Source organism: Roseibium sp. TrichSKD4 (assembly GCF_000148725.1).
Taxonomy (GTDB): Bacteria; Pseudomonadota; Alphaproteobacteria; order Rhizobiales; family Stappiaceae; genus Roseibium.
The window spans coordinates 234,267-259,506 of record NZ_GL476304.1 but is presented as its reverse complement, the minus strand read 5'-3'; the positions used below and the strand labels follow the sequence as shown (position 1 = coordinate 259,506).

At 54.7% G+C, this 25,240-nt stretch carries 27 protein-coding genes, 2 tRNA genes, 1 pseudogene and 1 riboswitch; of the genes and pseudogenes, 14 read left to right on the top strand and 16 right to left on the bottom strand.

The window, feature by feature from the left end; genetic code table 11:
- Positions 1-102 precede the first annotated feature (102 nt).
- Positions 103-178, bottom strand: a tRNA-Asn gene (locus TRICHSKD4_RS04155).
- A 294-nt stretch (positions 179-472) separates the two neighbouring features.
- A riboswitch (cobalamin riboswitch) is annotated at positions 473-689 on the top strand.
- Between the two features lie 94 nt (positions 690-783).
- On the opposite strand from TRICHSKD4_RS04155, the gene cobU reads away from it, so the two are divergent.
- The 10 genes from cobU (at position 784) to TRICHSKD4_RS04100 (ending at position 12,395) form a co-directional block, all read left to right on the top strand.
- Entirely contained in the window at positions 784-1,344 is a 561-nt protein-coding gene (gene cobU, locus TRICHSKD4_RS04145) for a bifunctional adenosylcobinamide kinase/adenosylcobinamide-phosphate guanylyltransferase (protein WP_009466177.1), read from the top strand.
- The gene (gene cobW / locus TRICHSKD4_RS04140; protein ID WP_009466176.1) at positions 1,341-2,438 is read left to right on the top strand and encodes a cobalamin biosynthesis protein CobW; all 1,098 of its coding nucleotides are present in this window, start codon (positions 1,341-1,343) and stop codon (positions 2,436-2,438) included. Before cobU ends, cobW begins: the two co-directional genes overlap by 4 nt.
- A 6-nt stretch (positions 2,439-2,444) precedes the next feature.
- Positions 2,445-6,209: a cobaltochelatase subunit CobN gene (gene cobN / locus TRICHSKD4_RS04135; RefSeq protein ID WP_009466175.1), complete on the top strand. Its 3,765-nt coding sequence runs from the start codon at positions 2,445-2,447 to the stop codon at positions 6,207-6,209.
- Positions 6,210-6,845, top strand: a complete 636-nt coding sequence (cobO, locus tag TRICHSKD4_RS04130) for a cob(I)yrinic acid a,c-diamide adenosyltransferase (RefSeq protein ID WP_009466174.1) — start codon at positions 6,210-6,212, stop codon at positions 6,843-6,845. It begins immediately after the preceding gene.
- A gap of 10 nt (positions 6,846-6,855) precedes the next feature.
- Positions 6,856-7,323, top strand: a complete 468-nt coding sequence (locus TRICHSKD4_RS04125; RefSeq protein ID WP_009466173.1) for an N-acetyltransferase — start codon at positions 6,856-6,858, stop codon at positions 7,321-7,323.
- 47 nt (positions 7,324-7,370) lie between these two features.
- On the top strand, positions 7,371-8,825 hold the full coding sequence (locus TRICHSKD4_RS04120; protein WP_040616275.1) for a cobyric acid synthase: 1,455 nt from the start codon (positions 7,371-7,373) through the stop codon (positions 8,823-8,825).
- A 59-nt stretch (positions 8,826-8,884) separates the two neighbouring features.
- The gene (locus TRICHSKD4_RS04115; protein ID WP_009466170.1) at positions 8,885-9,865 is read left to right on the top strand and encodes a DMT family transporter; all 981 of its coding nucleotides are present in this window, start codon (positions 8,885-8,887) and stop codon (positions 9,863-9,865) included.
- A 143-nt stretch (positions 9,866-10,008) separates the two neighbouring features.
- Entirely contained in the window at positions 10,009-10,677 is a 669-nt protein-coding gene (locus tag TRICHSKD4_RS04110; protein ID WP_009466169.1) for a helix-turn-helix transcriptional regulator, read from the top strand.
- 93 nt (positions 10,678-10,770) lie between these two features.
- Positions 10,771-11,742 carry a carbon-nitrogen hydrolase family protein gene (locus tag TRICHSKD4_RS04105; protein WP_009466168.1) on the top strand — a complete coding sequence of 324 codons (972 nt, stop codon included), beginning with the start codon at positions 10,771-10,773 and terminating at the stop codon, positions 11,740-11,742.
- Positions 11,742-12,395, top strand: coding sequence for a pyridoxamine 5'-phosphate oxidase family protein (locus TRICHSKD4_RS04100; RefSeq protein ID WP_009466167.1), 654 nt, complete (start codon positions 11,742-11,744; stop codon positions 12,393-12,395). Before TRICHSKD4_RS04105 ends, TRICHSKD4_RS04100 begins: the two co-directional genes overlap by 1 nt.
- Positions 12,396-12,440: 45 nt before the next feature.
- Here TRICHSKD4_RS04100 and cbiB read toward each other — a convergent pair whose 3' ends face one another.
- Entirely contained in the window at positions 12,441-13,412 is a 972-nt protein-coding gene (gene cbiB, locus TRICHSKD4_RS04095; RefSeq protein ID WP_009466166.1) for an adenosylcobinamide-phosphate synthase CbiB, read from the bottom strand.
- A 9-nt stretch (positions 13,413-13,421) separates the two neighbouring features.
- Positions 13,422-14,423, bottom strand: coding sequence for a threonine-phosphate decarboxylase CobD (gene cobD, locus TRICHSKD4_RS04090; protein WP_040616274.1), 1,002 nt, complete (start codon positions 14,421-14,423; stop codon positions 13,422-13,424).
- 236 nt (positions 14,424-14,659) lie between these two features.
- Here cobD and TRICHSKD4_RS04085 point away from each other — a divergent pair, with 236 nt between their 5' ends.
- A complete protein-coding gene (locus tag TRICHSKD4_RS04085; protein WP_009466163.1) occupies positions 14,660-14,923 on the top strand; it encodes a hypothetical protein in 264 nt (87 codons plus the stop codon).
- Between the two features lie 11 nt (positions 14,924-14,934).
- On the opposite strand, the gene TRICHSKD4_RS04080 is transcribed toward TRICHSKD4_RS04085, so the two are convergent.
- The 6 genes and pseudogenes from TRICHSKD4_RS04080 to TRICHSKD4_RS32200 all read right to left on the bottom strand — a co-directional run.
- Positions 14,935-15,008: transfer RNA gene (locus tag TRICHSKD4_RS04080), tRNA-Cys, on the bottom strand.
- Between the two features lie 116 nt (positions 15,009-15,124).
- A complete protein-coding gene (locus tag TRICHSKD4_RS04075) occupies positions 15,125-16,195 on the bottom strand; it encodes a tyrosine-type recombinase/integrase (protein ID WP_009466162.1) in 1,071 nt (356 codons plus the stop codon).
- 226 nt (positions 16,196-16,421) lie between these two features.
- A complete protein-coding gene (locus TRICHSKD4_RS04070) occupies positions 16,422-16,817 on the bottom strand; it encodes a hypothetical protein (protein WP_009466160.1) in 396 nt (131 codons plus the stop codon).
- Positions 16,818-17,034: 217 nt separating this feature from the next.
- A complete protein-coding gene (locus TRICHSKD4_RS27905) occupies positions 17,035-17,622 on the bottom strand; it encodes a DUF5131 family protein (RefSeq protein ID WP_009466159.1) in 588 nt (195 codons plus the stop codon).
- Between the two features lie 36 nt (positions 17,623-17,658).
- Positions 17,659-18,348 carry a LysR substrate-binding domain-containing protein gene (locus TRICHSKD4_RS04060; protein ID WP_247642775.1) on the bottom strand — a complete coding sequence of 230 codons (690 nt, stop codon included), beginning with the start codon at positions 18,346-18,348 and terminating at the stop codon, positions 17,659-17,661.
- Positions 18,349-18,384: 36 nt separating this feature from the next.
- Positions 18,385-18,558: pseudogene (locus tag TRICHSKD4_RS32200) on the bottom strand (LysR family transcriptional regulator); the annotation flags it as partial.
- Positions 18,559-18,648: 90 nt separating this feature from the next.
- On the opposite strand from TRICHSKD4_RS32200, the gene TRICHSKD4_RS04055 reads away from it, so the two are divergent.
- The 3 genes from TRICHSKD4_RS04055 to TRICHSKD4_RS04045 are packed head-to-tail and all read left to right on the top strand — an operon-like array spanning position 18,649 to position 21,214.
- Positions 18,649-19,797 carry an alanine racemase gene (locus TRICHSKD4_RS04055; RefSeq protein WP_009466157.1) on the top strand — a complete coding sequence of 383 codons (1,149 nt, stop codon included), beginning with the start codon at positions 18,649-18,651 and terminating at the stop codon, positions 19,795-19,797.
- A gap of 11 nt (positions 19,798-19,808) precedes the next feature.
- Complete coding sequence (locus TRICHSKD4_RS04050; RefSeq protein WP_009466156.1) at positions 19,809-20,726, top strand: ornithine cyclodeaminase family protein; 918 nt, start codon at positions 19,809-19,811, stop codon at positions 20,724-20,726.
- Positions 20,723-21,214 carry an asparaginase domain-containing protein gene (locus TRICHSKD4_RS04045; RefSeq protein WP_009466155.1) on the top strand — a complete coding sequence of 164 codons (492 nt, stop codon included), beginning with the start codon at positions 20,723-20,725 and terminating at the stop codon, positions 21,212-21,214. The genes TRICHSKD4_RS04050 and TRICHSKD4_RS04045 overlap by 4 nt, the downstream gene beginning before the upstream one ends.
- Before the next feature lie 262 nt (positions 21,215-21,476).
- Here TRICHSKD4_RS04045 and TRICHSKD4_RS31545 read toward each other — a convergent pair whose 3' ends face one another.
- The 7 genes from TRICHSKD4_RS31545 to TRICHSKD4_RS04010 all read right to left on the bottom strand — a co-directional run bounded on the left by TRICHSKD4_RS31545 (position 21,477) and on the right by TRICHSKD4_RS04010 (position 25,228).
- Positions 21,477-22,247 (bottom strand): DUF5131 family protein, encoded by a 771-nt coding sequence (locus TRICHSKD4_RS31545; protein WP_009466154.1) that lies wholly within the window; start codon positions 22,245-22,247, stop codon positions 21,477-21,479.
- Between the two features lie 89 nt (positions 22,248-22,336).
- A complete protein-coding gene (locus TRICHSKD4_RS04035; RefSeq protein ID WP_009466152.1) occupies positions 22,337-22,711 on the bottom strand; it encodes an HNH endonuclease in 375 nt (124 codons plus the stop codon).
- Positions 22,711-23,151, bottom strand: coding sequence for a hypothetical protein (locus tag TRICHSKD4_RS04030; protein WP_009466151.1), 441 nt, complete (start codon positions 23,149-23,151; stop codon positions 22,711-22,713). The genes TRICHSKD4_RS04035 and TRICHSKD4_RS04030 overlap by 1 nt, the downstream gene beginning before the upstream one ends.
- Positions 23,151-23,321: a hypothetical protein gene (locus tag TRICHSKD4_RS30565; protein WP_009466150.1), complete on the bottom strand. Its 171-nt coding sequence runs from the start codon at positions 23,319-23,321 to the stop codon at positions 23,151-23,153. Before TRICHSKD4_RS30565 ends, TRICHSKD4_RS04030 begins: the two co-directional genes overlap by 1 nt.
- Positions 23,322-23,490: 169 nt before the next feature.
- Positions 23,491-24,267, bottom strand: a complete 777-nt coding sequence (locus TRICHSKD4_RS04020; RefSeq protein ID WP_009466149.1) for a hypothetical protein — start codon at positions 24,265-24,267, stop codon at positions 23,491-23,493.
- Positions 24,264-24,644: a hypothetical protein gene (locus tag TRICHSKD4_RS04015; protein ID WP_009466148.1), complete on the bottom strand. Its 381-nt coding sequence runs from the start codon at positions 24,642-24,644 to the stop codon at positions 24,264-24,266. Before TRICHSKD4_RS04015 ends, TRICHSKD4_RS04020 begins: the two co-directional genes overlap by 4 nt.
- Positions 24,641-25,228, bottom strand: coding sequence for an exonuclease RNase T and DNA polymerase III (locus TRICHSKD4_RS04010; protein WP_009466147.1), 588 nt, complete (start codon positions 25,226-25,228; stop codon positions 24,641-24,643). The genes TRICHSKD4_RS04015 and TRICHSKD4_RS04010 overlap by 4 nt, the downstream gene beginning before the upstream one ends.
- Positions 25,229-25,240: the final 12 nt, after the last annotated feature.

Genomic DNA, 25,240 nt, shown 5'->3' with positions numbered 1-25,240 from the left:
GCTCATAGAAAATGTCAAATGAGGTAAAATCAGCATTAAATACGAAAATCTCAGTGTGCAGACACCGAAACGTTCAACTTATTGATTTTCGCGGAAAAAGTATGGCTCCCTGAGTAGGACTCGAACCTACGACCCAGCGATTAACAGTCGCTTGCTCTACCAACTGAGCTATCAGGGATCAACCATGCGGGGCTCGGCGATGCGTCGCCCCCGTCGATGAAGATGCGTATAACAAACGCTTTGCCGGTTTGCCAAGCCCCCATTTCATTTTTTTATGTCAAATGATGAATCGATATGTGGATTGTGGAAAACCATCGATATTTCAGAGTGTTAATTATTTGTTGATTTAGCGAGCAGGGCACGTGAAGCGGTGCTGAAAGCGGAAAAGCGGATGCCCATGTCGGTTTTAGGTCACGCGCTATCAATGTTTCGGCGTTGAACGGAAGTTCCTTGTCCCGCGCCTCAAGACCTTATAAACACGAACGGTCACGGTTTTTCGGTGCGCGTTGTGCCGGAAAAGAAACGGGAATTCGGTGCGTGAGGGCTGTCCTTGCAATTCCGAAGCTGCCCCCGCAACTGTTGGCGGTGAGCGACCTGCGACGCCCACTGGCTTTTCAAAAAGGCTGGGAAGGGGCAGGTGCCGCGCTGAGCCGCAAGCCAGGAGACCGGCCGTGACTTGGTCAACTCAAGTGTCAAACCGTCGGGCGGACGGTGGGAGGAAAAGCATGGCACACAGGTCAAGACGACCAAATTGGTCTCTAAATGCACTGGGCGCGCTTTAGCATGCCCGGCCGGGCCTATTCGGGCGGCGCGCGCTCTACTCTGGTGTTTGGTGGTGCTCGCTCTGGCAAAAGCCGGTTTGCAGAAGACTTATGTCTCCAATCCGGTCTTGAGCGGGTGTATTTGGCAACCAGCGTACCCTTCGACGCGGAAATGACTGCGCGGGTGGAAAGCCACAAACAGCAGCGTGGGAGTGGATGGACCACAATTGAAGAGCCTCTCGATATCGCGGGAGCTCTGGAAACTCACGCTGCTCCGGGTCGTGTCATTCTCATCGATTGCCTGACAGTTTGGTTGAACAATCTCCTCTATGAAGAGAAAGACGTTGCGGCAGAAGCCGAGCGGCTGACGCAACAAATGCCGACGCTGCAGGGCCCTTGCGTTTTTGTGTCGAACGAAGTCGGGCACGGGATCGTGCCGGAAAACCGCCTCGCCAGGGCGTTTCGGGACGTGCAAGGCCGTCTTAATCAGGATATTGCCGCAGCAAGCGCGCAAGTTGTATTTGTCGCTGCGGGGCAGCCGATACTTCTCAAACCACGTAAAGAACCAGAGATAACACTATGACAACAGGTCAAAAAATCCCGGCAACCATCGTCACCGGATTTCTCGGTGCCGGCAAGACGACCTTGATCCGCAACCTTCTGCAAAACGCGGACGGAAAGCGGATTGCCCTGATTGTCAATGAGTTTGGCGATATGGGCTTTGATGGGTCACTGGTCAACGGCTGCGCCGATCCGGACTGCGCCGCAGAAGAGGTGGTGGAACTGACCAATGGCTGCATTTGCTGCACCGTGGCAGACGACTTTCTCCCGACCATGGAAATACTGCTGGCGCGGGAAAACCCACCGGAGCACATTGTCATCGAAACATCTGGGCTCGCCCTTCCTCAGCCTTTGGTCCGTGCGTTCTCGTGGCCGTCGGTCAAACCAAAAGTCACGGTTGATGGTGTGGTAACGGTGCTGGATGCCGCCGCGCTCGCTGAAGGCCGCATCGCAATGGATGAGGCCGCGCTGGAGGCACAGCGTGCGAAAGATGAAGCGCTCGACCATGAAAGTCCCGTAGAAGAGCTGTTTCAAGACCAGCTGCGCTGCGCGGATCTTGTGGTTTTGAACAAGGCCGATCTTGTGGCTTCAGAAAAGCTGACTGCGGTTCAAGAACAAATTGCAAAAGACCTTCGTGCAAACGTCCATATGGTCTCCTCGGAAAAAGGCCTATTGCCGATCGAAGTGTTGCTCGGGCGGGGTTCTGGCGCAGAAAATGACATGGCTGCCCGCCATGAGCATCATCACCATCACCACGATGATGATCATCATCACGACCATGACCACGACCACGAGGGTTACCATCACCATCATGACCATCATCACCATGATGATTTTGAAAGTCACGTTCTGCCGGTAGCTTCCTTTGCGAGTCTGAAGGAGGCAGAAGCCAAGGTTCTGGAGGCCATGGGGCAAAAGGGCGTGCTGCGTATCAAAGGTGCTGTGGCGATTGAAGGGAAAGCCGCGCCAGCCATGGTTCAGGCGGTGGGGCCACGTGTTGAAACCTGGTTTGCTGCCGGAGCAGACAAGGCGGGTCAGCTCGTTGTGATTGGCCTGAAGGGCATGGACCTTGCCGCGATCAGCGGATTGCTCGGCGCCCACAGAAAAGCGGCCTGATCCTTTATGCATATTCTTGCCAGCCAGACCCGCCGAATTGACGATGGTGGGGATGCGGTCGACCTCGGCCAAGACCCGGCCGATCTTGTATTTCTGTCTGCTGCCGACACCGAGCTTGGCAGCCTTGCGGCAGCTCAGGCGCGGTTAAACGAGGCGAAGGGCGAACCCGCAAGCCTTCGGCTGGCAAGCATTATGGCGCTCCAGCACCCTTATTCGGTAGACCTTTATGCCGATCAAACAGTGAAGGGCTCAAAACTCGTTGTCCTGCGGCTCTTGGGAGGGGCCGCCTATTGGCAATATGGAGTGGAGCGGCTGGAAGAAGAAGCGCGGGCCGGAGATGTCGGCCTTGTTGTCTTGCCCGGTGACGACAAATGGGACCCTGATCTCGCAAGCCGATCCACGATAGATGTCGAAAAGGCCCACCGCCTGTGGCGCTATTTGGTGGAAGGTGGCACGCAAAACTACGCCAACGCGCTGCAATTCGCGTCCCATCTGATTGGCGGTGCTGAAGAACCCGCACACCCGGTGCCACTGCCACGGGCAGGGGTCTATTGGTCCGGACAAACGCTCTCTGATTTTGCCGCGCTCAAGTCCAACTGGAACCATCTAAATGGTCCGGTTGCGGCAATCGTGTTTTACCGAGCCTTGGTGCAAGGCGCGCAGACCCCGCCAGTTGATGCGCTCGTCAAGGCTTTGGATCGAGCCGGGGTCAATGCGCTGCCGGTTTTTGTTGCCAGTTTGAAAGAGGCTGAGAGCATCGGTGTGTTGTCGAGCTTGTTCGACGATGCCCAGCCGGATGTGGTCATCAACGCTACGGCATTTGCCGTTTCAAAGGCAGGTGCGCCGCATACTGGAACGCCGCTTGATGCTCCGGGAAAGCCGGTTCTGCAAGTGGTGTTTTCCTCATACTCTCGCGAAGGATGGGAGGAAAGCGATCAGGGCCTTTCAATCCGTGATCTGGCGATGCATGTGGTACTCCCGGAAGTTGACGGGCGGATTTTGTCCCGCGCCGTTTCCTTCAAAGAGGAAGGTGCATTTGACGCGCTGACCCAATCAACGCCGGTTCAATTTGTTCCGGTTGCAGATCGGGTTACCTTCGTCGCACAGCTTGCCGCCAATTGGGCGAGGCTTGGGCATAGGCCTGCAGATGTAAAGAAAACCGCGCTAATCATGGCCAACTATCCAAACAAGGATGGCCGGATGACAAATGGCGTCGGGCTGGATACGCCAGCATCTTGCGCCAAGCTTCTGCAAGATATGGCGGCAGCGGGGTATTCGGTTGGCAATGCTCCAAGAACATCTGCGGAGCTAATGGCAATTCTCAGCGCTGGTGCGACGAACGCGCTTGAGGGGCGCGAAAGTCGCGGGGCTTATCAGGCCCTGTCTCTGGAAGAATACAGAACATCATTCGGTAAGCTGCCTGATAGCGTCCAAAACGCGGTTATTGAGCGTTGGGGGCTTCCGGAAAGTGATCCATTTGTGGTCAGTGATGAATTCCGGCTGGCTCTGCACCAGTTTGGCAATCAGGTTGTCGGTATTCAACCAGCACGCGGTTACAATATTGACCCGAAAGAGACCTACCACGACCCGGCCCTTGTGCCGCCGCACAACTACTTCGCTTTCTATATCTGGCTGCGTGAGCATTTTGGCGTGGATGCAGTCATTCACCTTGGCAAGCACGGAAATCTGGAATGGTTGCCCGGCAAGGCGCTGGCGCTCTCGGAAGGGTGCTTTCCTGAAGCTGTTCTAGGGCCTGTTCCGAACATCTATCCATTCATCGTCAATGATCCCGGCGAAGGCGCGCAGGCCAAGCGGCGCACCTCAGCGGTCATTGTCGATCATCTGACACCGCCGCTGACACGCGCAGAAAGCCATGGTGTCTCCGGTGAGCTTGAGACGCTGCTGGATGAATATTATCTGGCAAGCGGTGTCGATCCGCGCCGCCTGAAGGCGTTGACGCAGGATATTTTGGCTCTGGCCAGCCAGCATGGTCTCGACAAGGATATCGGCCTGACGCCGGATATGGATGAGGATACGCGGCTGGCGCGTCTGGATGCACATCTGTGTGATCTGAAAGAGCTGCAAATTCGCGATGGCCTGCACATTCTTGGTGAAAGCCCAAAGGAGGGCTTGCTGACGGATTTGCTGGTGGCTCTGGTCCGTGTGCCGCGCGGCAAGGAACCTCATCAGGAAAGCCTTCACCGTGCTTTGGCGGCAGACCTTGGGCTTGATGACTTTGACCCGCTCGACTGCGATTTTTCTGCCAATTGGGCGGGGCTCAAGCCCTGCTGTTTGCAGAGCGTATCCGATGCGCCGTGGCGGTCAAATGGCGACACTGTCGAGCGCATTGAATTGCTCGTGCAAAAGATTGTCGCTGGCGACAAAAGGGTGCACGAAAATTGTGTGCAGACGATTACCGTTCTCGATGAAATGGCATCAAGCCTGACCCCGGCTGTTACGTCTTCAGGCACAGAAGAAACCAAGGCTGTCCTGACTGCATTGTCAGGCGGGTTCGTGCCTCCAGGACCATCTGGCGCGCCGAGCCGTGGCCGCCCGGATGTTTTGCCAACGGGCAAAAACTTCTACTCGGTTGATGTGCGTGCTGTGCCGTCCGAAACCGCATGGCGGCTCGGGCGAAAATCAGCGCAGCTGGTCGCGGAACGGTATTTTCAGGACGAGGGCGAGTGGCCCAGCGCTTTGGTGCTGACCTGTTGGGGTACGGCCAACATGCGCACAGGCGGTGATGACATTGCGCAGGCTCTTGCACTCATCGGCGCAAGGCCGGTTTGGGAGCCTGCATCTGGTCGTGTGACTGGTTTTGAAATCATCAGCCTTTCTGAACTCGCACGCCCTCGTATTGATGTCACGTTGCGGGTGTCCGGGTTCTTCCGGGACGCGTTCCCGCACCAGATGGACCTTTTTGACAGCGCCGTTCGTGCGGTCGCCAAGCTGAACGAGCCGGATGACGCAAATCCCATCGCGGCTCGGGTAAGGGCGGATATGCAGGCCCTTGTGGCCGATGGGGTGCCGGAAGCCGAGGCGTCCCAGCGCGCCGGGTTCCGCGTGTTTGGGTCCAAGCCGGGAGCCTATGGGGCGGGACTGCAAGCGCTGATCGATGAAGGCATCTGGCAAGAGCGTGGTGACTTTGCTGAAGCGTTTCTGACTTGGGGCGGTTATGCTTATGGCGGCGGAGCATCTGGCACAGCCTCACGCGGCGAGCTTGAAATACGCCTTGGTGCCGTCGACGCGGTTCTGCACAATCAGGACAACCGTGAACACGATCTGCTCGACAGTGACGATTATTACCAGTTTGAAGGCGGACTGGCCGCAACGGTTGACACGCTAAAAGGCGAAGCGCCTGCTATCTATCACAACGACCATTCTAGACCGGAGCGCCCGGTTGTGCGGGCTTTGTCAGAAGAAATTGGCCGTGTTGTGCGCGCAAGAGCGGCCAATCCGAAATGGATCGCAGGTGTGATGCGCCACGGCTATAAGGGCGCTTTTGAGATCGCGGCAACTCTCGACTATCTGTTTGCTTTCTCGGCCACAACGCGGGCTGTCGGGGATCACCACTTCCATCAGCTCTACGAGGCTTACCTGAATAATTCAGAAGTACGGGACTTTCTGGAAGACGCCAATCCGGCAGCTTATGGCGAAATTCTGATTCGGTTCGAGGAAGCCATTCAGCGGGACCTCTGGACACCGCGCCGCAATTCTACTCATGCTCATCTGGACGAATTGAAAACAGCCTTTTCGGGAGGAAAATCATAAATGGTAGACAAAAACACGGACGGTTTGACCGAAGAGGAACTTAACGAGCGCCACGCGGAAAAAATGCGCAAGAAAAAGGCCGCGCGCGACAAGATCATGGCGACCAAGACCATCGAAAAAGGTCTGGTCATTGTCCACACCGGCAAAGGTAAGGGCAAGTCAACCGCCGGCTTTGGCATGGTGTTCCGCTCGCTCGGTCATGGTCACAAGGTTGGTGTTGTGCAGTTTGTGAAAGGGCGGATTGAGACCGGCGAGCGTATGGCTCTGGAAAGGTTCTCTGATCTGGTGACCATCAAGCGCATGGGCGAGGGCTTTACCTGGGAAACACAGGATCGTCAGCGCGATATTGAGGCGGCCCAACAGGCTTGGGAGGCGGCCAAGAAAATGATCCTGTCCGGCGAGCAGCGACTGGTCCTGTGTGACGAGCTGAACATCGTCCTGCGCTATGATTATCTCGATATTTCTGAGGTCGTCGACTTTCTCAAAAACGAGAAGCCGGAAGATGTGCATGTCGTTATCACCGGTCGCAATGCCAAAGACGAATTGATCGAGATCGCCGATCTCGTTACGGACATGACACAAGTCAAACATCCGTTCCGTTCCGGTGTTAAGCCACAGGAAGGCATAGAGTTTTAGGTGCAGGCGAATGCCATTTACCGTCAACAGGGCCAACAGCATTGATTGCTATGAGATTGCCGCACTCTTGCGGCGATCGATCATTGAACTGTGCACGGCAGACCATGACGGTGACCCTGAAAAATACGAGCCGTGGATTGCTAACAAAACCCCGGACTGGGTCGAAAAGTGGATCGAGGGGCAAGGCCGTGTTGTTGCTGCAAGAGACATGCAGAAGGTGATTGGCGTCGCCATGGCCAGTCCGGATGGCGAGGTGCTCTTGAACTACGTGTTGCCGGAAGCGCGGTTTACTGGTGTGAGCAAGGCCATGATGCGGGCGCTTGAGGATTATGTCCGTGACAATGGCCGCTCTGAAATTCGCCTGAAAAGCACTGTGACGGCAGCGCGGTTCTACCGCTCGCTTGGTTATGTGGAGAGCGACGACAAACTGACCGGCATGGACGTGGATGGTCTCTGGCTGAAAAAGGCACTGAATTAATGCCGTCAACAACGAGAAAGAGCGAAAAATCGCACGCTCCTGCGTTGATGATTCAGGGCACTGGCTCAAACGTTGGCAAAAGCCTGATTGTTGCCGGTCTGTGCCGTCTGTTTGCAAACCGCGGCATGAAGGTGCGCCCGTTCAAACCGCAGAACATGTCGAACAATGCTGCCGTTACATCCGATAGCGGGGAGATAGGCCGGGCGCAGGCGCTGCAGGCCATGGGATGCCGCACGCCTTTGACCGTGCATATGAACCCGGTTCTGTTGAAGCCGGAAACAGATACCGGCGCGCAAGTGATCGTTCAGGGAAAGCGCTTTGGCACCATGCGTGCGCGGGAGTACGGCAAGCACAAGGCTGAATTGCTGCCAAAGGTGTTGGAGAGTTTTGAAAAGCTACGGGCAGAAGCTGATCTGGTGCTTGTGGAAGGGGCGGGAAGTCCGGCGGAAATCAACCTTAGGGCGGGCGACATTGCGAATATGGGTTTTGCAGAGATAGCCAATCTTCCCGTGATCTTGTGCGGCGACATTGATCGCGGCGGCGTAATTGCGTCTGTCGTCGGAACACATGCTGTTCTGGAGTCGGACGAGCAGGCACGGATCAAGGCGTTTTTCATCAATCGCTTTCGGGGCGATGTGTCCCTTTTCGACGACGGGATGCGGGAGATTGAAAGCCGCACAGGCTGGCAAGGACTGGGTGTCGTACCTTGGTTTGCAGATGCGGGCAAACTGCCAGCAGAAGATGCGCTCGATCTGGCCAAGGGGGATGGCAATGGCGCGATCAAGATTGTCGTGCCGGTAATTTCCCGAATTGCCAATTTCGACGATCTGGACCCGCTGCGCATGGAACCGGGTGTGACGCTTGAACTTGTTCAGTCCGGCACACCTCTGCCGCTTGATGCAGACCTCGTGTTGTTGCCCGGCTCAAAGTCTACAATTGGTGATCTGAAGTTTTTCCGCAAACAGGGGTGGGACATTGATCTGAAGGCCCATTACCGGCGCGGCGGGCATATTATCGGAATATGCGGTGGCTATCAGATGTTGGGCCAAACAATCTCTGACCCAGATGGCATTGAAGGAGAAGCGGGAACCATTGAGGGGCTCGGGTTTCTCGCGGTCGACACGGTCCTCACGCCGAATAAATCCTTGGTTGAAACCAGCGGCAAGCATCTGGCCAGCGGTGCGCCAGTCAAGGGATATGAGATCCACATTGGTCAGACCGAGGGATTGGATTGCGCACGCCCTGCCTTTCATTTGCGCGATGAGACCGGCCGTCCCAAACTCGATGGGGCTACATCGGCTGATGGCCGAGTGATCGGTACCTATCTCCATGGCCTGTTCACTGATGACAGCTTCCGGAAGGTCTATTTATCCGGCTTTGGCGATGTGTCAGAGCTGGCTTATGAAGCGCGCATTGATGCCGTGCTCGATGATCTGGCCGACCATCTGGAAAACGCGCTTGATATTGATGCGGTTTTGAATATTGCCCATTCAAGCTCTTGAATGAGTTTCATCAATTATTTTGCTTGGACGCGGTTTTGAAACGGGCGTAAGCGAGAAGAATGACACAGTCCGCGACCAGCCCTGCACAGAACTCGGTATCCGTTGGCATTGGCTTCATGTTGATCGCCGTTTTGGTGATTTCAGTGAACGACATGCTGATCAAAAAGCTGTCCGGCGGTTATCCCTTGCATGAGATGGTGTTTTTCCGATCCTTAATCGGCTTGCCCATCGTGTTGTGGTTCGTGCATCTGGAAGGTGGCTTTACACAGTTACGCGCCAAACGATATGGGCTCTTGTTCCTGCAAGGCGGCTTTCTGGTTGTTGCCAATATTCTGTTTTTCATGGGGCTTGCCGCGCTTCCATTGGCTGAGGCAACAGCGCTCTTTTTCGCCGCCCCATTGATGATAACCGTCTTGTCCGTGCCATTTCTGAAGGAGCGAGTAGGGCTGTTTCGTTTGAGTGCGGTGCTGATCGGATTTGCCGGGGTCATCGTTATGTTGCGGCCTTGGGAGGGTGAGCCTGTTGAAGGCGGTCACCTTGTGCTTTTGTTGCCAGTTCTGGCGGCTGCCTGTTATGCGGCTCGGCAGATCGTGACACGCAAACTCGGGATGACGGTGAAGGCGTCTGTCATGACCGTTTATCTGCAGATCATCTTTCTGTTTGTATCCCTCGGCTTCTTTTTGGTTGCTGGAGACGGGCGGTATGCGGAAGGGTTGGACAATCCGAGCCTTCACTTTGTTCTGCGGGCGTGGATCTGGCCTGAGGGCAACGATATCTACCTGTTTTTGCTGCTGGGGATATGCTCGGGTGTTGGGGCATATTCTTTTAGCAAGGCATACAGCTCAGCTGATGTGGCTGTTGTTGCTCCGTTTGAGTATCTGGGCCTGCCAATCGCTGTCTTGTTTGGCTGGATGTTCTGGGGGGAATGGCCGGACAGCGTTGCAGGGCTGGGCATGCTGCTCATCTTGGCAGGCGGACTCATCGTCTTCCTGCGCGAACGCCACCTGAATCGCAAATTGACGCGCATGAAGCGCGTGTAATTAGGCGACTTAACTCCATATTATCGGTAGCAAGGTGGTTTTCAATCTGGTTCTACCCTTACGAAACTTATTCAGCTAATGTTGAGTTGCTCAAAGGTGATCCGCTTGAGAGCACATGCAAACGGCTGTGAGGGCGATACACCATGCTTGCTCCTCCAAAAGACATGCGTTCCGAGTTTGAAATGCTGGCCGATTCCGCTCTGCAGAACTCCGGCATGGACAGCGTGGGCCTCTATCGGTTCACGGCAGACCGTAAGTTTGATTGCGGTGTCATTCGTGGAATGCCCGACCAGTTTGTGCGCCGGTACGAAATCAGCGGTATTCCGGTCGATCCGGTGCTTGCGGACCTTCTGGAGACCGGTCTGCCATCCTCCACAGAAACGCTGCTCGGCGACCGTTGGGAAAAGAGCATTCTTTTCAGACGGGTGTCGGGCGAATTCGGTCTGACAGGTTTTGCCGCACTGCCGCTTTACGATTCTTCGCGTCTCTCGGGCGTGCTTTACCTTGGTGCGCTTACGCGGACCACAAAGGCCAAATTGTCCTTTCGGGGGATAGCGGAACTGAGCATTCAGGCATCGGCGCTTTCCACCGCCCTCATTCGACTGCCGAAACAGCATCATGCCTTGACGTCTCGCCAGAACGAAGTTGCGCGGCTAGCCTCGGCCGGACTTTCCAATCGTGAAATTGCCGAAGAGCTGCACACCGGGGAAGCCGCCGTACGCAAACATCTGAAAGCCCTGAACAGGATATTCGGTACAACCAGCCGCGGCGCAATGGCTGCCCGCTGGCGGCAGGATCTTGAAGTGGCTTAGCCGTATTCCGCCGTCAATGGTCCCCGTTCGGGGACTTCTGCACCGACCTGCGACCTCTCATTCTTCCATCTGTTTTCAAACAGGGAGGAAGACATGGTGAAAGTTGCAGCTGTTCAGGCCGCACCTGTGTGGATGGATGCCAAAGGCACGCTTGAAAAAACACTGACGATCATCGAGGACGCAGCTGGCAAGGGCGTACAGCTGGTCGCGTTCGGAGAAGTCTGGCTACCGGGATACCCGTTCACGATCTGGCTTCAGGCGCCAATGGTCGCCATGGATGTGGTCATGAAGCACCGGGTGAATGCAATTACACTCGATGGTCCTGAAATGGCCGCGATATGCGAGGCAGCGAGAACTAACCGGATGTGGGTCATGATGGGCTTTGCAGAGCGGGACCGGGGCAGCATCTATTGTTCGCAAGCCCTCGTAGATGATCGGGGCGAGATCGTCCTGTCACGCAGAAAACTGAGACCCACCCACATGGAGCGCACCGTGTGGGGCGAGGGCCCTGCAACGGATATCAAGGTTGTGGATACGCCTTTTGGTAAGGTTGGCGGTCTGTGCTGTTGGGAAAACATCCAGCCAGTCAATCGTCAGGGCATGTATCAGCTGGGCGAAGAGATACATGTTGCCTGCTGGCCGTCCTTCGGCATGTTCAAGGGCATGCGGCAGGCCTATGCGCTTTCAGCCGAGGCAAACATGGCAGAAAGCCAGAGCTATGCCATGCAAGGCGGCTGCTTCGTGATTGCTCCCAATTCGGTGATTTCGGAGGAAAGCCTAGAGGCTATCACTATGGGCAATCCGGACCTGCGGAATATCGTCTTTGCCGGAGGTGGGTCTGCCGCAGTCTTTGGCCCTGACGGTTATCGGCTGACCGACCCGATCCCCGATACGGAAGAAGGATTGGCAATAGCTGAGATCGACCTCGCCATGATCGAGGGAGCGAAGGTCTTTGCCGATCCTGCCGGACATTATTTTCGCCCCGATGTAACTCGGCTCGTTCTGGAAGCCTTTGCCGGGCCTGCAGAGGAACGGTCGGTTGATCAGCTTGAGGAGGCCTTGTGATGTCTTTCTACACGACCTCCCAACGCTCGTTGCAGGAGCAGTTTGGAACAAGAAAACTGGCGGACACGGTGGAGCAGGCAATTGTCTGGGACGTCGTTGAAGGTCCCGCTCAAGCTTTTATCGAAAGCCGCGATTTCTTCTTTCTCTCAACAGTCGACGGCGTGGGCCGTCCGACCGTCAGCTACAAAGGAGGCCCTGTCGGCATTGTTCATGTGAGAGGCCCAAAGACGCTGCTCTTTCCTGCCTACGATGGCAACGGGATGTTCAAGAGCCTTGGAAACATCGCCGATACAGGCAAGGTCGGCATGTTGTTCATTGACTTTGAAACGCCAAACAGGGTGCGGGTACAAGGCGAAGCACGTCTGGTGCGGCAAGGGCCCGAGCTGGATCTTTACCCGGGAGCATTTGCTGTTGTGGAAGTAGAGGTAGAACACTGCTTCCTGAACTGTGCCCGCTATGTTCATCGCTACAACCGCGTGGAAGCCAGTCCCTATGTTCCTGACGCTTGCGGAGATCAACCCCATCCGAGCTGGAAGCGGATAGACTTTGTCCAGGGCTCTCTTGGGGCCGAGGACCGCGAACGAACGCAGTCGGCAGGAGGTGAAATCACCATGGAGGATTACATGGATCACCTGATTGCCGGAAAGTCCTGAACAATGAACACAAAGTACCGGGGGAATCCATGACCCCCGGTGCTTTCAGCTGCCAATCGCTAGCACGGTCACGAAAACAGTCATCACACCCCATGCACCCCAGACGACCAAAACAGCGCGCCGAATGTCATTGGTTGACGCGTTTTTGCGGCCGGTCTCGTTGAGATAAGGTTCGTCTACCGAATAGCCCGCATAGGCCCGGGGACCGGCGAGCGCAATTCCAAGAGCGCCTGCCATTGCAGCCTCCGGCCAACCTGCATTGGGAGACCGGTGTTTGCTTGCATCTTTCGCAATGCTTTTCAGGCTCGTGAAAACAGAGCCTTTGACGATGGGGGCAGCGAGCGCAATGAAGAGGCCTGAAAGCCGGGACGCAGGCAGATTGACCAGATCATCAAACCGCGCCGAAGCCCATCCAAAGTCGCCGTAAGTCTCGTTCTTGTGGCCGATCATACTGTCAGCTGTATTGATGGCCTTATAGGCCAGAAGACCAGGTAGGCCCAAAACGGCAAACCAGAAGACAGGCGCGACAATCCCATCGGAGAAGTTTTCTGCACACGATTCTATTGCTGCGCGGGAAACGCCAGCTTCATCCAGCTGGTTTGGGTCACGCCCGACAATCATCGACACAGCTTTACGCCCGTCCACTAGACCCGTGTCGCGTAAGGCGGAGTAAACAGCTAATACATGATCGGAAAGGCTTTTTTGCGCAATGAAAATTGCAGCGACAACGACCAGCAATACTTCGCCAAAGGGCAGGGCGGTAAAAAGGGTTTGAAGCCCATACCCGGACCCAAACCCCATAATAACGAGAACAATCAACGCCAGTACCCCATGGGCACGCTTGCGAGCGCTGGGCAAGTCGGCCCGGTTTAGGGCAGCGTCCAGACGGGAAACGATTTTGCCGATCCCGACAATTGGGTGCGGTAACCGACGCCAAAGCCAATCCGGGTCACCGATTACCGCATCCAGAAAAAGCACGGCAAGCAGAAGCCAAAGTGCATGTGTATCAAATAGCATTCGCTCTGGTTAAGCAGCTTTCAGGGCTTGCGCAAGAGCGGTTGACAAACGCTCCATATTCTCTTTTGAACCCGGTAATCCGATCCGGATCCAGGTGGGCGCATAGTCAAAGATGCGCGTCCAGATATGCTGGTGGGCCAATGCAGTGTGAAGCCCAGCCGCATCTCGCGTTGCTGCCAGTGCATAGAGAGGCGTACCGCCAAAAACCGTCAGCATGTTTTCAGCCAGACAGATTGTCAGATCGGCCATTTCATCAGAGAGTTGGCGCGCCATTGAGGTTTGCCATGCCGTGTCTGCCAGTGCAGCTGTACCCACAAGAAGCGCTGGGCCGGAAACGCACCAGCTGTCCAGATTGGCCGAAACCTGCGAGGTAATCTCTTTTGGGCCTGCCAGAAAACCAAGTCGGAGACCGGCAAGTCCAAAAAACTTTCCAAACGAACGCAAAACCACGATGGGCTCATCGGTGATATGTGGAAGAATGCTGGAGCCGGGGATCACTTCTGCAAAGGCTTCGTCGAGAACCAAATAGCCACCACGGTCTTTCAGCGTGCGTGCAATCTCAAGCAGGCTTTTCACATCCACCAGTCGTCCGTCTGGGTTGTTCGGATTCACGACAATGACGATGCGCGCATCGGCCGGCAAAGCGTAGACGCTGGACAGTTCGGAAGGTGTTCGACCTGCACGAGACCAAGCGTGTGCATGACTTGGATAGGTTGGAACGGCCAAGGCAACGTCGCCTTCGGGCAAAACATGCGGCAACAAGGAAATCAACGCCTGTGTACCGCCCGCAGCTACCAACCCAAGATGGTCCGGAACCCGGTAAACCTGCCGCGCCTGTGTCAACAGATGATCCATTTCGGCTTGTCCCGGCAAGCGGGCCCAAATGTCTGGCGAAGACAGATCGGGTAGGGGATAGGCGTGGGGGTTGATTCCGGTGGAAAGGTCCAGCCAGCCGTCCGGCGCACCGCCAAAACGCTCCATGGCTGCAGAAAGGTCTCCACCGTGTTGCATTTGTTTCCCCGTTTTCAATCCAAACATGCGCGCACATCACCCGCGTTTTGTGTCCTAATGGAAAATGCGTATCCGGGGTGGGCTATGTGCGGCAAGGGTTTTTACGAAGGCGACGAATTTGTTTGCCGCGCTGGGCAAGTGTCAGAACTCGACCATCGTTTGCCTTGACAGTTCATCATGCTAACTTCAAAAAGAACAAAATAAGAACATATCACCTGTGCTGGAGCCTTATGTCCATGACCGCACCACGACGAACGCGAACACCGCTGGATTTCGATCAAGAGCAAGTCATGGCAAAGCTGCGGGAAGCGCGGGCGATTCTTGTCGAGGCTCGACGAACGATGCGGCCCAAATCAGGCCTTGCACGGGCAACTGACGCTGTGATTGGGGAGATTGATGAGTTTGCTTTGGTCATGACGGGCGACCGAACCTTCTTCCATGCGCGCTCGCATGCCAGCCTGTCCAAAGGGCAGGGACAAAAGCGTGAGAACAAGAACTGAATGGAAGAAGATGGAGGCCCCGACCGGAATCGAACCGGTGTACACGGATTTGCAATCCGCTGCGTCACCACTCCGCCACAGGGCCCCGATGTGGTGTGAGATCAGGCTTATCAACGACTTGGCAGATTTGGTCAAGAGCAGATTTCAGATGTTAGGCAATTTGATCCGATGTGTTAGGCAAATTCTGTTCATCTGACGTTCTCAGCGGTCCATAGCTTCCCTGACTTTCCGCGCAAATTTCCGCGCATCTGCACCCCGCCCATAGTGCTTGCCCATAGCTGTGGATTTATCACCAATCGCTCGCGCGATCTCTTCGTCTGTGAAGTCCTTCTCTCGAAGTTCACTGGCATAGGTCACCCGCAAGCCATGCAAAGTCAGATCTTGGCCGCTGGGGCAAGCTTCTTTGAACTCAGCACTTGCTTTGAACTCCTGCCAAACCTTTCGCATCGCGTTTTCCGATGGATAGGGGCGTCCCTTCGAGTTCTTGCAGATTGTCAGAGTCAAGCGCGTTTCTGACTGTAGAAGCGCGTTCAGGCTGGCAGGGATTTCGACAACACACTCCGCCTGATTTTTCTTGGCGATGTACTCAAGGAAAGTGTACGTCTCGCCTTGTCGTTCGAGGTGGTCCCATCGCAACACGGCGATGTCTTGACCTCGGGCACCTGTCCACCGCGCGAGCCCTAGAACCATCTTCAAATGATCTGGTGTTACTGACCAGACCCGGTTCCACTCCTCAATCGTCCATCTGCGGTTCGCAGCCTTTGAGTTTTTGTGCAGGCGTCTTATCCCAAGAACCGAATTCGTCTTCAGTCCGGCATATCCATATTCGACACCGGTTGAGAACGCGGCGGATAGGAGTGCCAGGGTTTCATTCGAGAACTTCGGAAATTTGTCTTGTGCGGCCTTGTCACGTGTCATGGCGATATCCGCCGGACGAATGACAATGACTGGTGTCTTCAAGCGGTTTCGCTCTTCCAGCCAATCAATCACTTTCTGATAATCGGCTTTCGTCCTCGGTGCGAGCTTCTTCCAGCGTTCTTTGGTTTTGTAGAACTCAAACAAACCGCCAAGGGTGCCAAATCCTTTGTTCTTTGGACGGTCCGCAATTTCGGAATACAGTTTCAGGATAGCCGGGGAGGCCAAATGCTTGTCCAGCTCTTCCCTCGTGCCGTCAAAGCCTTGCACCAATGCATGCCGATTGGCGCGGTAATATACATACCACTTGCCGCGGCGTTGATATATCGATAGCCCCTTAAGCCGCACTTTCGTCATCCCACATGCCTCCGGCGCCATTATCTTGGCTCGCCGGATATTTTACTGATTGTGCCCAAGCCTCAAGGTCTGAGACCAAATATCGCTCCATATCGGTTTATGGGATAACAGCGGGCATAAGTCGGAAATCCCGGTTCCGTAAACGCACGAAGGTTTTTACGCACATGCCGAGCATGGCCGCTGCTTCCTTCTGGTTTACGAGAATCGGGCGAGGTGACACTGGTTCCTATCCTGTCAACGCTTGGTGTATCGTTTCTTCGTCAAGTTCCGGGCTTGCGTTTTCTTCCCATTCCTCGGCGTTTTGATCTTCTCGAAATCGGTTTAAGTCGATCCGGTCAAAGCCTCTGGCTCTGACCTTGTTCAATGCGATGATGGCGCGGCGTTGCCTGCTCCCAACCATGAATCGGGCTTCCTGCCTCAAGACCTCGATCATTTCGATGATGTCTGATCGTCTGACAGGTTCCAGATTGCTCAGCCGGATCAGAGGTCGGTAGTCATCCATCATCTTGAGCAACAGCTGTTCTTGTTCTGAGGACAGCATTTCGCCGTTACCTGCTGCTTCCAGAACGGAAAGCTTCTGCAGGGCTTCACTGGCGCCGTGATGGATGATGATCTCGGTCATTGGTTAGGCTTCGATCTGACTTTTGATTATCGTAACTTCGTGCATGTCTAGGCCACCTGTTCTATCTCTGTGTTCTCTTTGTTCTCGTATTTTGGAGCGCATTTAATGCAAGTTGTAAGATGTTACTGAATATGAAGAATTTCGATTTACCTTCGTAGAAATCATCTATCGGGCCTCTACTGTTGCGGGTCGCGCGGCATCTATCGAACCTTTCTGACTACGCTGCGAACGACAGCGGATAGCCGTCATGAATGACACCATCGAGCATTCTGCCGGCCGTCTTCTTTCCGACCTTCTGAAACGCAGCGTGGTCCAGTCCTTCATTGATGAATGAAAGGCCATCGTTCCATTTGGGATCGTTATCTATGTCGGAGGGGAATAAGACGTGTCGGTCTTCGGACTTGCCGTTTTGCGATTTCCAGCAGGGACCATATTCCGGTTCCCACGGTAGCCAATCGCACCATTGTTTGAAGAAAAACGGAACACCAGCGGCGGCGCATTGGTCCCGGATTGACCGGACCCAGCCAGGGTGCATCGGTCTGGCACCTTTGCCGGTTTCGCCGCCGACTATGACCCAATCCAACCCTGGTTTACATCTGTCATCATGGTGATGATGAGGCATCCTCGGATCAGTCGCGTGCACAAGACCGTGGACTACATCTCCAACTCTACCATTGTGTTGATTATTGCCAACACAGCCGCGTTGACCACCCATCCACAGAGTGCCTCCAAAATTCGAGATCAGATTGACAGGGCTGAGCAGTGGCTCAACCGACACAAAACGAACCTGTGCCGGAACCCGCATCTCTCAACAGAGCTGCAATCCGGCGATAGAAAACTATCAGATCTTTTGAGGTACCCCTTCAACGAGCCTTTCCACCAAGCGTTTAATACGCTCAGTTCTGAGCGTCTTTGGACTAAGAAGCATGACAATATCAGCATCAGGAAGGGCAAACTTCTTAAGAGCTTGCCGCAATCTGCCGTCCCTCAACTCAGCGGCTACATTCCATTCAGAACGCATCACAATTCCTAAACCCTGACATGCCCAGGCCTTGACCACTTCACCATCATTACTCGTGAAGGCTGGGCGGATACGGATTGAATGTCGAGAGCCTTCTGGGTCTGTAAAACCCCACATTGTTACATCGGCTTGATCTTCGCGAATAACACCGCAAGCGTGCTTATGAAGCTCATCAGGGTGAGCGGGTTCTCCGTGCGCTCTGAGATAGTCCGGCGAAGCGCAAAGGAAGCGTTTATTTGACGCCAGCTTCCGCTGAACCAAGGTTGAATCAGCAAGTTGGCCGATATGTATGATGATATCCCAATTGTCCGACGCTGCCGCACCGTAAGGGTCATCGCTCAATACTAGGTCTGGCGTTATTTCTGGATACTCTTGAGCGAACTTTCCGATGATTGGCGCAATGTGGATGCGGCCAAAACCAAAGGGCGCGATGATACGAAGCGGACCTGCCACGTCCCCGCGTGAAGCAACAAGCTCATCGTTAAGTCGTGAGAGATCGGTAAGAACCATCTTAGCTCGGCGGGCGAGCCTGTCACCATCAGCGGTCAATACAAGTGGCCCACGACCTCTCTCAATCAAACGAAGCCCAAGCCGCGCTTCAATTTGAGCCAGGCGTTGAGACACCGCAGACGGTGTAACTCCTAATTCACGTGCTGCCGCAGCTAATGACGCCGCCGCAGCCAATGTCGTGAAAAATTTCAGATCAGGTGTTTCCAGCATTAAGGCCAACTTAATTCAAAATGCAGTTAGTGTTAATAGAAACTGACTTAGAAAACTGCTAAAAGTCTAATATTACGTGCAGGAGCTGCAATGTCATTCGAAGAATTCCAACTCAAAAATTTGCAGACGCCTGCACTCATTCTTGATGAAGCCAAGATGATGCGGAATATCCGACGTCTTGCGAGCCAAGTAGACAGTCTGGGCGTTTCTTTGCGCCCCCATCTTAAAACAGTTAAATCTATAGAGGTTGCGCGCCGTTTACTGACGGATGGTACTGGTCCGGCCACAGTTTCCACTCTCATAGAAGCAGAAGTTTTTGCAGGAGCGGGGATCAAGGACGTGATCTATGCCGTAGGGATCACGCCTCAGAAGCTCGACCGAGTGGCGGACATTCGGTCAAAGGGCTGCGATCTTGCTGTCATTCTCGATAGTGTTGCTCAAGCCCAAGCCGTTGCAGATGCTTCCGCTCGCCTCGGCTTGGCTATTCCAGCCCTTATTGAGTTGGATTGTGACGGGCACCGCAGCGGTGTTGCACCCGGCGATCCAATCTTGCTTGAGATCGGTCGCGTTTTGGATGAAGGGGCTGCAGAGCTTCGCGGTGTTCTTACGCACGCAGGTGAAAGCTATGAAATCGAAGGCCGTCACGGTCATAAGATGTTTGCCGACCGGGAACGTGATGCTGCTGTTCAATCCGCTAAAGCGTTGCGGGATGCAGGCATGCCTAGCCCTGTTGTCAGCATCGGATCAACGCCAACAGCACATTCTGCCCGTAACCTGGACGGTGTGACTGAAGTCCGCGCAGGTGTCTATGCGTTCTTCGACCTAGTTCAAGCTGGCATTGGTGTTTGCGATCTTGACAACATCGCTCTTTCCGTTCTGACAACCGTTATCGGCCACCAACGAGAGAAGGGATGGATCATTGTCGATGCGGGTTGGATGGCGTTATCGCAAGATCGTGGCACATCAAATCAACGTCTCGACCAGGGTTACGGCGTTGTCTGTGACGAAGCCGGGCAGGTGATCCCAGACCTTATTGTCATCAAAGCAAATCAGGAACACGGGATCATTGCGCTCAGGCCAGGTAGTAAAGGTCAGCTTCAAGCCCTTCCGTTAGGCACTCGTCTTCGCATCTTGCCCAACCATGCCTGTGCCATGGCCGCTCAATTCACTCAATACAATGTCATTCCCGCAGATCAAGAGGCCGGCTTGCATGCCTGGCCACGGTTTGGTGGTTGGTAGGAGAAATATCCATGCGTTACATCCCCGAAGAAGTCTCAGCCAAGCTTACGTCCCATGAAATAGCGTACAAGGCTGTTAAATCAGCTCTTATCGCTGCAAGCGAAAGTGCCACGATATTTCCCGTGGTTCTGGCGCATGGGAGCGAACCCACCAATAGCTATGCTATCAAGTCCTCTGCCGTCGCTGAATTGGCAGGCCTCAAAGTCGGTTCCTACTGGCCTGGCAATGATGCGCTTGGCGTGCCGCGTCACAACTCGATCATTTTGTTGTTTGATCAGAGTTGCGGGCGCATAGGAGCTGCGGTGGAGGCGGGAAAGCTCAACGCTTACCGAACAGCCGCGGCCAATGCTGTCGCAGCCGATGTTCTTGCACGGGCAGGTGCTCAAACGCTCGCCGTGTTTGGGGCAGGTCATCAGGCCGAATACGAGGTCAGAGCGCTCGCACGTATCCGCGATCTAAAGCGAGTGTTGGTGGTGACCAGAAATCCAGACAAAGGCGCTCAGTTCGTCTCTGCACTCAATGAAGAAGGCATTCTCGCTGAATTGATGGAGGCCGAAGAGGCGTGCCACGCAGCAGATATGATCGTCACCGTGACGCCAGCAAATGCGCCATTGTTCGACGCTGCATGGGTGCAGCCAGGTACGCACGTTGCGTCCATGGGATCAGATTCGACAGGGAAACAAGAATTACCGCCAGAACTCTTTCAGCGTGCCCATCTGTTCTGCGATCTGCCCGCGCAATCCAGACAGATCGGTGAGTTTCAAAATGCGCTAGATTCTACAGAGCTTACGGCGATTGGCGAGGTTCTGTCGGGCAAAACGAACGGACGAACGACACCCGAAGACATAACCGTGTTCGACAGTTCCGGGCTATCTGTCCAAGACCTTTATGTGGCGCAAACCATCCTTGATCTGGTGGACGCTAAATGAAAGACCTTCGGATCATCGCCACAGGTGGCACAATCGACAAAGTTCATAACATGCAAACCGAGGCTTTGAGCTTTGATAGCAACGGCGAAAGTCACCTTTCTCAGATTCTGGAACTTGGTCGCTGCTACTTTCCGGTTGTTGAAGTTCTATTGATGAAGGACAGCCTTTATTTCGACGATGCAGATCGACAAGCCATCCTTCAAGCCGCCGCCAGCAGTGCTGAAGACGCTTTGGTCATCACGCATGGAACAGGGACAATGGATGTGACAGCTCGGTTTCTGGAAGGCCAACTTCCAGGCAAAACTGTTGTCCTCACGGGTGCAATGCGACCGTTTTCCCTCTCAGCGTCAGACGGAGGCTTCAATCTCGGCAGCGCGGTTATAGCCGCACAGCTTTTAGAACCTGGCGTTTGGGGGGCTATGAACGGTCGTGTGTTCCCTGCTGGCTTGCTGAAGAAAAATACCGAGCATGGCCGCTTCGATCTCTGACCTTAAAAGGTAAGCATCTTCAGCCTTGGTTGCGTAGGGCGATTGCTCCGGCAGCTCCGGCAAGAAACACAGCTCCACACCGATTAACGATCCGCATCGCACGAAGCGTTTTTAGAAGAGCGCGAGCGCGTGAAGCTAGGGCAATCCATACGACATCAACTACTGCTAGGCTCAGCACAGATACTCCCGCTAAAAGAAACCATAGTGAACTTGTCACGTGCCCGTCCGCTTATCCCGCCCTGTTTCGTTTAGGCGGTGGCTGTTACGCTGCTTCAGTAGCGTAACGCCATGGGAGGAGCTCGTCGAGACGTGTGATCTTGTGGCCGGCGATTAGGGCAAGGACCCATGTGAGCCAGGCTTGCGGGTCAACATAGGTACGGCCATTCACCGTAGCGCGGCTGTCTGTCGGCCAGGTCACAGAACCCTCTTGCATCCAGATCTTGCCGCGCAAAGCGTCCTGATAGCTTGGCGCATTGCCAATCGGCATCCCATAGGGAAGCGAAGTTAAATCTACAGGGCCAAGCAGGGGCTCAACCGACGCAAAACGCACGGGTGCTGGAAGCTTCAACAAACGAGGTATCCGCCGATCCGCTTCCACCTGGTTCTCAACCGTTGTCCCGATCCAAGCATTCGAAGGCCAATCCTCCATAAGGTCCGGGTACAGGGTCGGGATGTTCTGAGGGCGCTTGGTTAGCAGCAGGATATCCAGATTGGTGTACTGTCGAATATCCCCAACCAGTTGACGGCGCCAAATCGGATCAATTGATCTGTGGTTGTCACCAATGTCCGCAAGGCTGGCACAGAAGACCCGGTACCGAACACCAAGTTCATTCGCCTTCTTGTCCCATTTCTGCAGGTTGGATCGGGTCTTCGTCCGCTTCCGCGCGGCATGCGGTCCCCAGCCTTCCGCCCATTTTCGGTGGTTGTTCTGGGTCTCCGCATAGCAGTGGTCACAGGCGGGACTGACCTTGGAACAACCAATCCATGGATTATAAGTGTGGTGGCACCATTCGATGTTGCTGTTCTCAGCCATTATTTGCACCTGCACAGTATTTGTTGTTTCTGATTTTCGCCTGTTCTGCTCAGTTCTCAAAACGGCAGAAAACCTATCGTTTTCTTGGTTCAGACATCCCGTGTTCTGGCAAAACCACGGCTCTTGATTTTCGCTCTGGAGGCGGGCCAAGTCCCCTGGTGCTTCCGTCTGATCCGGTCGGCTTTAGCGATCTGAGCCTTCTCGCTGCTGGTCTTCTCCTTGTGGGCTTCGACAAGGGCAGGGGCTAAATTAGATTCTCGGTTCTCTCCGCCCAAAGCAAGCGGTGTGATGTGCTCCAGCTCCCATGCGTCACCGGCTCTGATCTTGGTGCCGGAGATGTGGCAAATGCCCTTGTGGCGAGTGAAGACACGATCTCGGACCCGATCTGGGACGCGGCTATCCGGGGTGTCTCCGATCCACTCGTCGATTGATCGGCCACCAAATGGGTTTTCGATCTTGCGCATCAGTGTTCCTCCCAGGCAGCTACCTGACAGCAGGTCAAACCCTCTGCCCGCCACATATCGACAACGCGCTGACGGTCTTCGAAAACTAGGGTAGGGAAGTTGCCTCTGGCGCGTTCGGTCATGAGCATGTGGCGTTTTAGGTCAACGTCTGGGCGACGGTCGTCTACCGCTCTCATGAACCGCAGGTATTTTCCGAAGCCACCATGGCGATCCAGCCAATCCACGCTTTCCTCACGAACACGCTCGGAACGCCCGGTCCAGATTTCGACACGATGACCGCCTGACACAAGTCCGTCCATGACATGCAGGATTTCCCATTTCGGGGTGTCATCAACACAACAGTTGTAGAACGCATCCCAGTTCTTTGTGTCGCCAGTGATCCAAAACAGACGGTGCGAGATGTCGCAGAGCGTTCCGTCGAGGTCGAAGATTACGTACATTATGCATTCCTCCCATGGGTGATGACATGAGCCAGAAATTTTAAAACGGTGCTTGCGATGTTCCTTGGATCATTGGAGGTTTCCGAATTGGCCGCGGCTGCACTTAGTCCGATGAAGGCACAGGCTCCGAGAGCGGCGAATGGAATGGCGTACTTGAGGAGCGTGATCATATCGGCCACCCCATGAATCGAGCGAATGCAAGATGGGTAGACAAAAACGCAAGCAGTGCGGAATTGAAATTGAGTAGAAGTTTGCCCCACCATTCCCGTGATTCTACGAGAAAAGATGTCAGAAGGAGCTGACACCCGCAAAGAGCCAAGCCAATTGTGATCACATCAATCATGCCGCCACCTCGCTCAGTACGGTGTCGACATTGGCCTTGATGACCTCAAACGAGACTGCGACCACCCAAGGGTTGGCATCCCAAGCGTAGATACCGGCGTCGCGGTCGCCATTGAGACTGTCCCACAGGCAATTGAAAGCGGTTTTCGCATTCCCAAAGGTATTTTTGACCATTAGGTGGCGTAGTGGATCGGAGATATCACCCCAAGGGTATTTGGCCTGACTTTCCACCCATGCACAAACGCCCTCTGCCTTTGCGTCTTTTTCGCTGATTTCCTGCAAACGTTGCACCCTGACATCTGTCACCTTCAGGGTGATCCGAGACGCCCAACGGGGCATGTGCATGCCGGGACGCAAACGACCAAAAGCATTCAGGTCTTCTCTTACTTGGCTTTCGTGGCGTTCGCCGTTCGCTGAGAGTGACAGACCTGCATTGTCTGCGAGATACAGAATCCCTGCGCCACGTTTATCGTTCAGCAGCTCGCTTGGCTTCACCTTGTCTAGGCTGACAAAGGTCTTCCAAGCTTCACGGACATAGAGGAGGTCGCCAACCTGATAGGGCAGCACCTTGAGTAGCTTGTCATGTCGGAGATCATGCCAGCGCATTTCCCTGTCGCGGAAGTGCCAGTCATAACCACGCGTGTCCGAGGGGCCGAACTCTGTGATAGGACCGAAGCGCAAGAGCTTGTTCATCACCCTGCGCGTTTGTCTCTTCCTGTCCTCCAGAAGTCCGATAACCATGGAGCCGGTGAAGAGGGTGTCGCGAACTCTCATTGTGCTTCCCCCCGTGCTTTGGACAGGGCGGTTTCTCCATCGGAGACAATCTTGCTGAGGCGTCGGATATCCTTACGAACGAAATCAACACCGTCGCCATGTTCCGTGAGATCGGCAAGTACGGCTTTGACCTCATTGAGGGCTGCATAACCGAAGTCATACAGTTCCGGCGCGGCTGAGATTAGGTATGCATCGGCACGCATGAGCGCCCGCACGTTGCCGGATGCGCGAAAGCCTAACGCCGCACCGTAATCAGCCGCGTCTAATTGCGCCGGACCAACTGTAAGACCGTCGGATATGCAATCTCCGCCAAAAAGATAGGCGTCGAAATCGCCCACACCCCAAGGCCCCGCCGTCCATTTGGTTTCTGTGGTCATGCCGCTTGCTCCATTCCTTCGATCATTCCGCGCTTGTGCAGTTCCATGAAGATTTCCCGGCAGGCGTCGGCTTCTGTGCCGGCAGTTGAAACCGGCTTGCTGAACAAGTGCTCGTAGCTCTCGCTGAGCTTCGGCCACATATGGGAGCCGTCTTCGGCCTGCTTTCCCATGATCGGGGTCATCAGCTCTTGGAGATCGACTTTGATCAGGCCCGGTCGGATCAATGCCAGTGGGTCTTTGTTCATCCGGATCAGTGCCGCTCTGATGATGTCCAGATCGAAAGGCAGAGCCCAACCAGTTACGATCTCCGAAGCCTTGAGGCGATTGGTGAACCAAGCCACTGCGATAGCTTCAGGGATGCCAAGCGTCCTTGATTTGGTGTCGGTGATCCCGTGGACGTTCTCAGCGCTCTTGGATGTGCGCTTGTCTTCTTGCTGGATATAGTCTTGAGCCCGACCGTGTACCGTTCCATCTGTGGTGAACAGAACACCGCTGAACTGGACCATCCTTGGATAGTCCGGATCATTGATGTTGCGACCTCTGGGAAGGCCAGTGGTGGCGAGGTCCATTGGGGTCTGGCGCATCTATCTCAGCGC

Excerpts from the sequence above, each read along its gene's own strand:
- cobU (WP_009466177.1), top strand. The coding sequence starts at position 784 with ATGCCCGGCCGGGCCTATTCGGGCGGCGCGCGCTCTACTCTGGTGTTT.
- cobW (WP_009466176.1), top strand. The coding sequence starts at position 1,341 with ATGACAACAGGTCAAAAAATCCCGGCAACCATCGTCACCGGATTTCTC.
- cobN (WP_009466175.1), top strand. The coding sequence starts at position 2,445 with ATGCATATTCTTGCCAGCCAGACCCGCCGAATTGACGATGGTGGGGAT.
- cobO (WP_009466174.1), top strand. The coding sequence starts at position 6,210 with ATGGTAGACAAAAACACGGACGGTTTGACCGAAGAGGAACTTAACGAG.
- TRICHSKD4_RS04125 (WP_009466173.1), top strand. The coding sequence starts at position 6,856 with ATGCCATTTACCGTCAACAGGGCCAACAGCATTGATTGCTATGAGATT.
- TRICHSKD4_RS04120 (WP_040616275.1), top strand. The coding sequence starts at position 7,371 with ATGATTCAGGGCACTGGCTCAAACGTTGGCAAAAGCCTGATTGTTGCC.
- TRICHSKD4_RS04115 (WP_009466170.1), top strand. The coding sequence starts at position 8,885 with ATGACACAGTCCGCGACCAGCCCTGCACAGAACTCGGTATCCGTTGGC.
- TRICHSKD4_RS04110 (WP_009466169.1), top strand. The coding sequence starts at position 10,009 with ATGCTTGCTCCTCCAAAAGACATGCGTTCCGAGTTTGAAATGCTGGCC.
- TRICHSKD4_RS04105 (WP_009466168.1), top strand. The coding sequence starts at position 10,771 with ATGGTGAAAGTTGCAGCTGTTCAGGCCGCACCTGTGTGGATGGATGCC.
- TRICHSKD4_RS04100 (WP_009466167.1), top strand. The coding sequence starts at position 11,742 with ATGTCTTTCTACACGACCTCCCAACGCTCGTTGCAGGAGCAGTTTGGA.
- cbiB (WP_009466166.1), bottom strand. The coding sequence starts at position 13,412 with ATGCTATTTGATACACATGCACTTTGGCTTCTGCTTGCCGTGCTTTTT.
- cobD (WP_040616274.1), bottom strand. The coding sequence starts at position 14,423 with ATGCAACACGGTGGAGACCTTTCTGCAGCCATGGAGCGTTTTGGCGGT.
- TRICHSKD4_RS04085 (WP_009466163.1), top strand. The coding sequence starts at position 14,660 with ATGACCGCACCACGACGAACGCGAACACCGCTGGATTTCGATCAAGAG.
- TRICHSKD4_RS04075 (WP_009466162.1), bottom strand. The coding sequence starts at position 16,195 with ATGACGAAAGTGCGGCTTAAGGGGCTATCGATATATCAACGCCGCGGC.
- TRICHSKD4_RS04070 (WP_009466160.1), bottom strand. The coding sequence starts at position 16,817 with ATGACCGAGATCATCATCCATCACGGCGCCAGTGAAGCCCTGCAGAAG.
- TRICHSKD4_RS27905 (WP_009466159.1), bottom strand. The coding sequence starts at position 17,622 with ATGCGGGTTCCGGCACAGGTTCGTTTTGTGTCGGTTGAGCCACTGCTC.
- TRICHSKD4_RS04060 (WP_247642775.1), bottom strand. The coding sequence starts at position 18,348 with ATGGTTCTTACCGATCTCTCACGACTTAACGATGAGCTTGTTGCTTCA.
- TRICHSKD4_RS04055 (WP_009466157.1), top strand. The coding sequence starts at position 18,649 with ATGTCATTCGAAGAATTCCAACTCAAAAATTTGCAGACGCCTGCACTC.
- TRICHSKD4_RS04050 (WP_009466156.1), top strand. The coding sequence starts at position 19,809 with ATGCGTTACATCCCCGAAGAAGTCTCAGCCAAGCTTACGTCCCATGAA.
- TRICHSKD4_RS04045 (WP_009466155.1), top strand. The coding sequence starts at position 20,723 with ATGAAAGACCTTCGGATCATCGCCACAGGTGGCACAATCGACAAAGTT.
- TRICHSKD4_RS31545 (WP_009466154.1), bottom strand. The coding sequence starts at position 22,247 with ATGGCTGAGAACAGCAACATCGAATGGTGCCACCACACTTATAATCCA.
- TRICHSKD4_RS04035 (WP_009466152.1), bottom strand. The coding sequence starts at position 22,711 with ATGCGCAAGATCGAAAACCCATTTGGTGGCCGATCAATCGACGAGTGG.
- TRICHSKD4_RS04030 (WP_009466151.1), bottom strand. The coding sequence starts at position 23,151 with ATGTACGTAATCTTCGACCTCGACGGAACGCTCTGCGACATCTCGCAC.
- TRICHSKD4_RS30565 (WP_009466150.1), bottom strand. The coding sequence starts at position 23,321 with ATGATCACGCTCCTCAAGTACGCCATTCCATTCGCCGCTCTCGGAGCC.
- TRICHSKD4_RS04020 (WP_009466149.1), bottom strand. The coding sequence starts at position 24,267 with ATGAGAGTTCGCGACACCCTCTTCACCGGCTCCATGGTTATCGGACTT.
- TRICHSKD4_RS04015 (WP_009466148.1), bottom strand. The coding sequence starts at position 24,644 with ATGACCACAGAAACCAAATGGACGGCGGGGCCTTGGGGTGTGGGCGAT.
- TRICHSKD4_RS04010 (WP_009466147.1), bottom strand. The coding sequence starts at position 25,228 with ATGCGCCAGACCCCAATGGACCTCGCCACCACTGGCCTTCCCAGAGGT.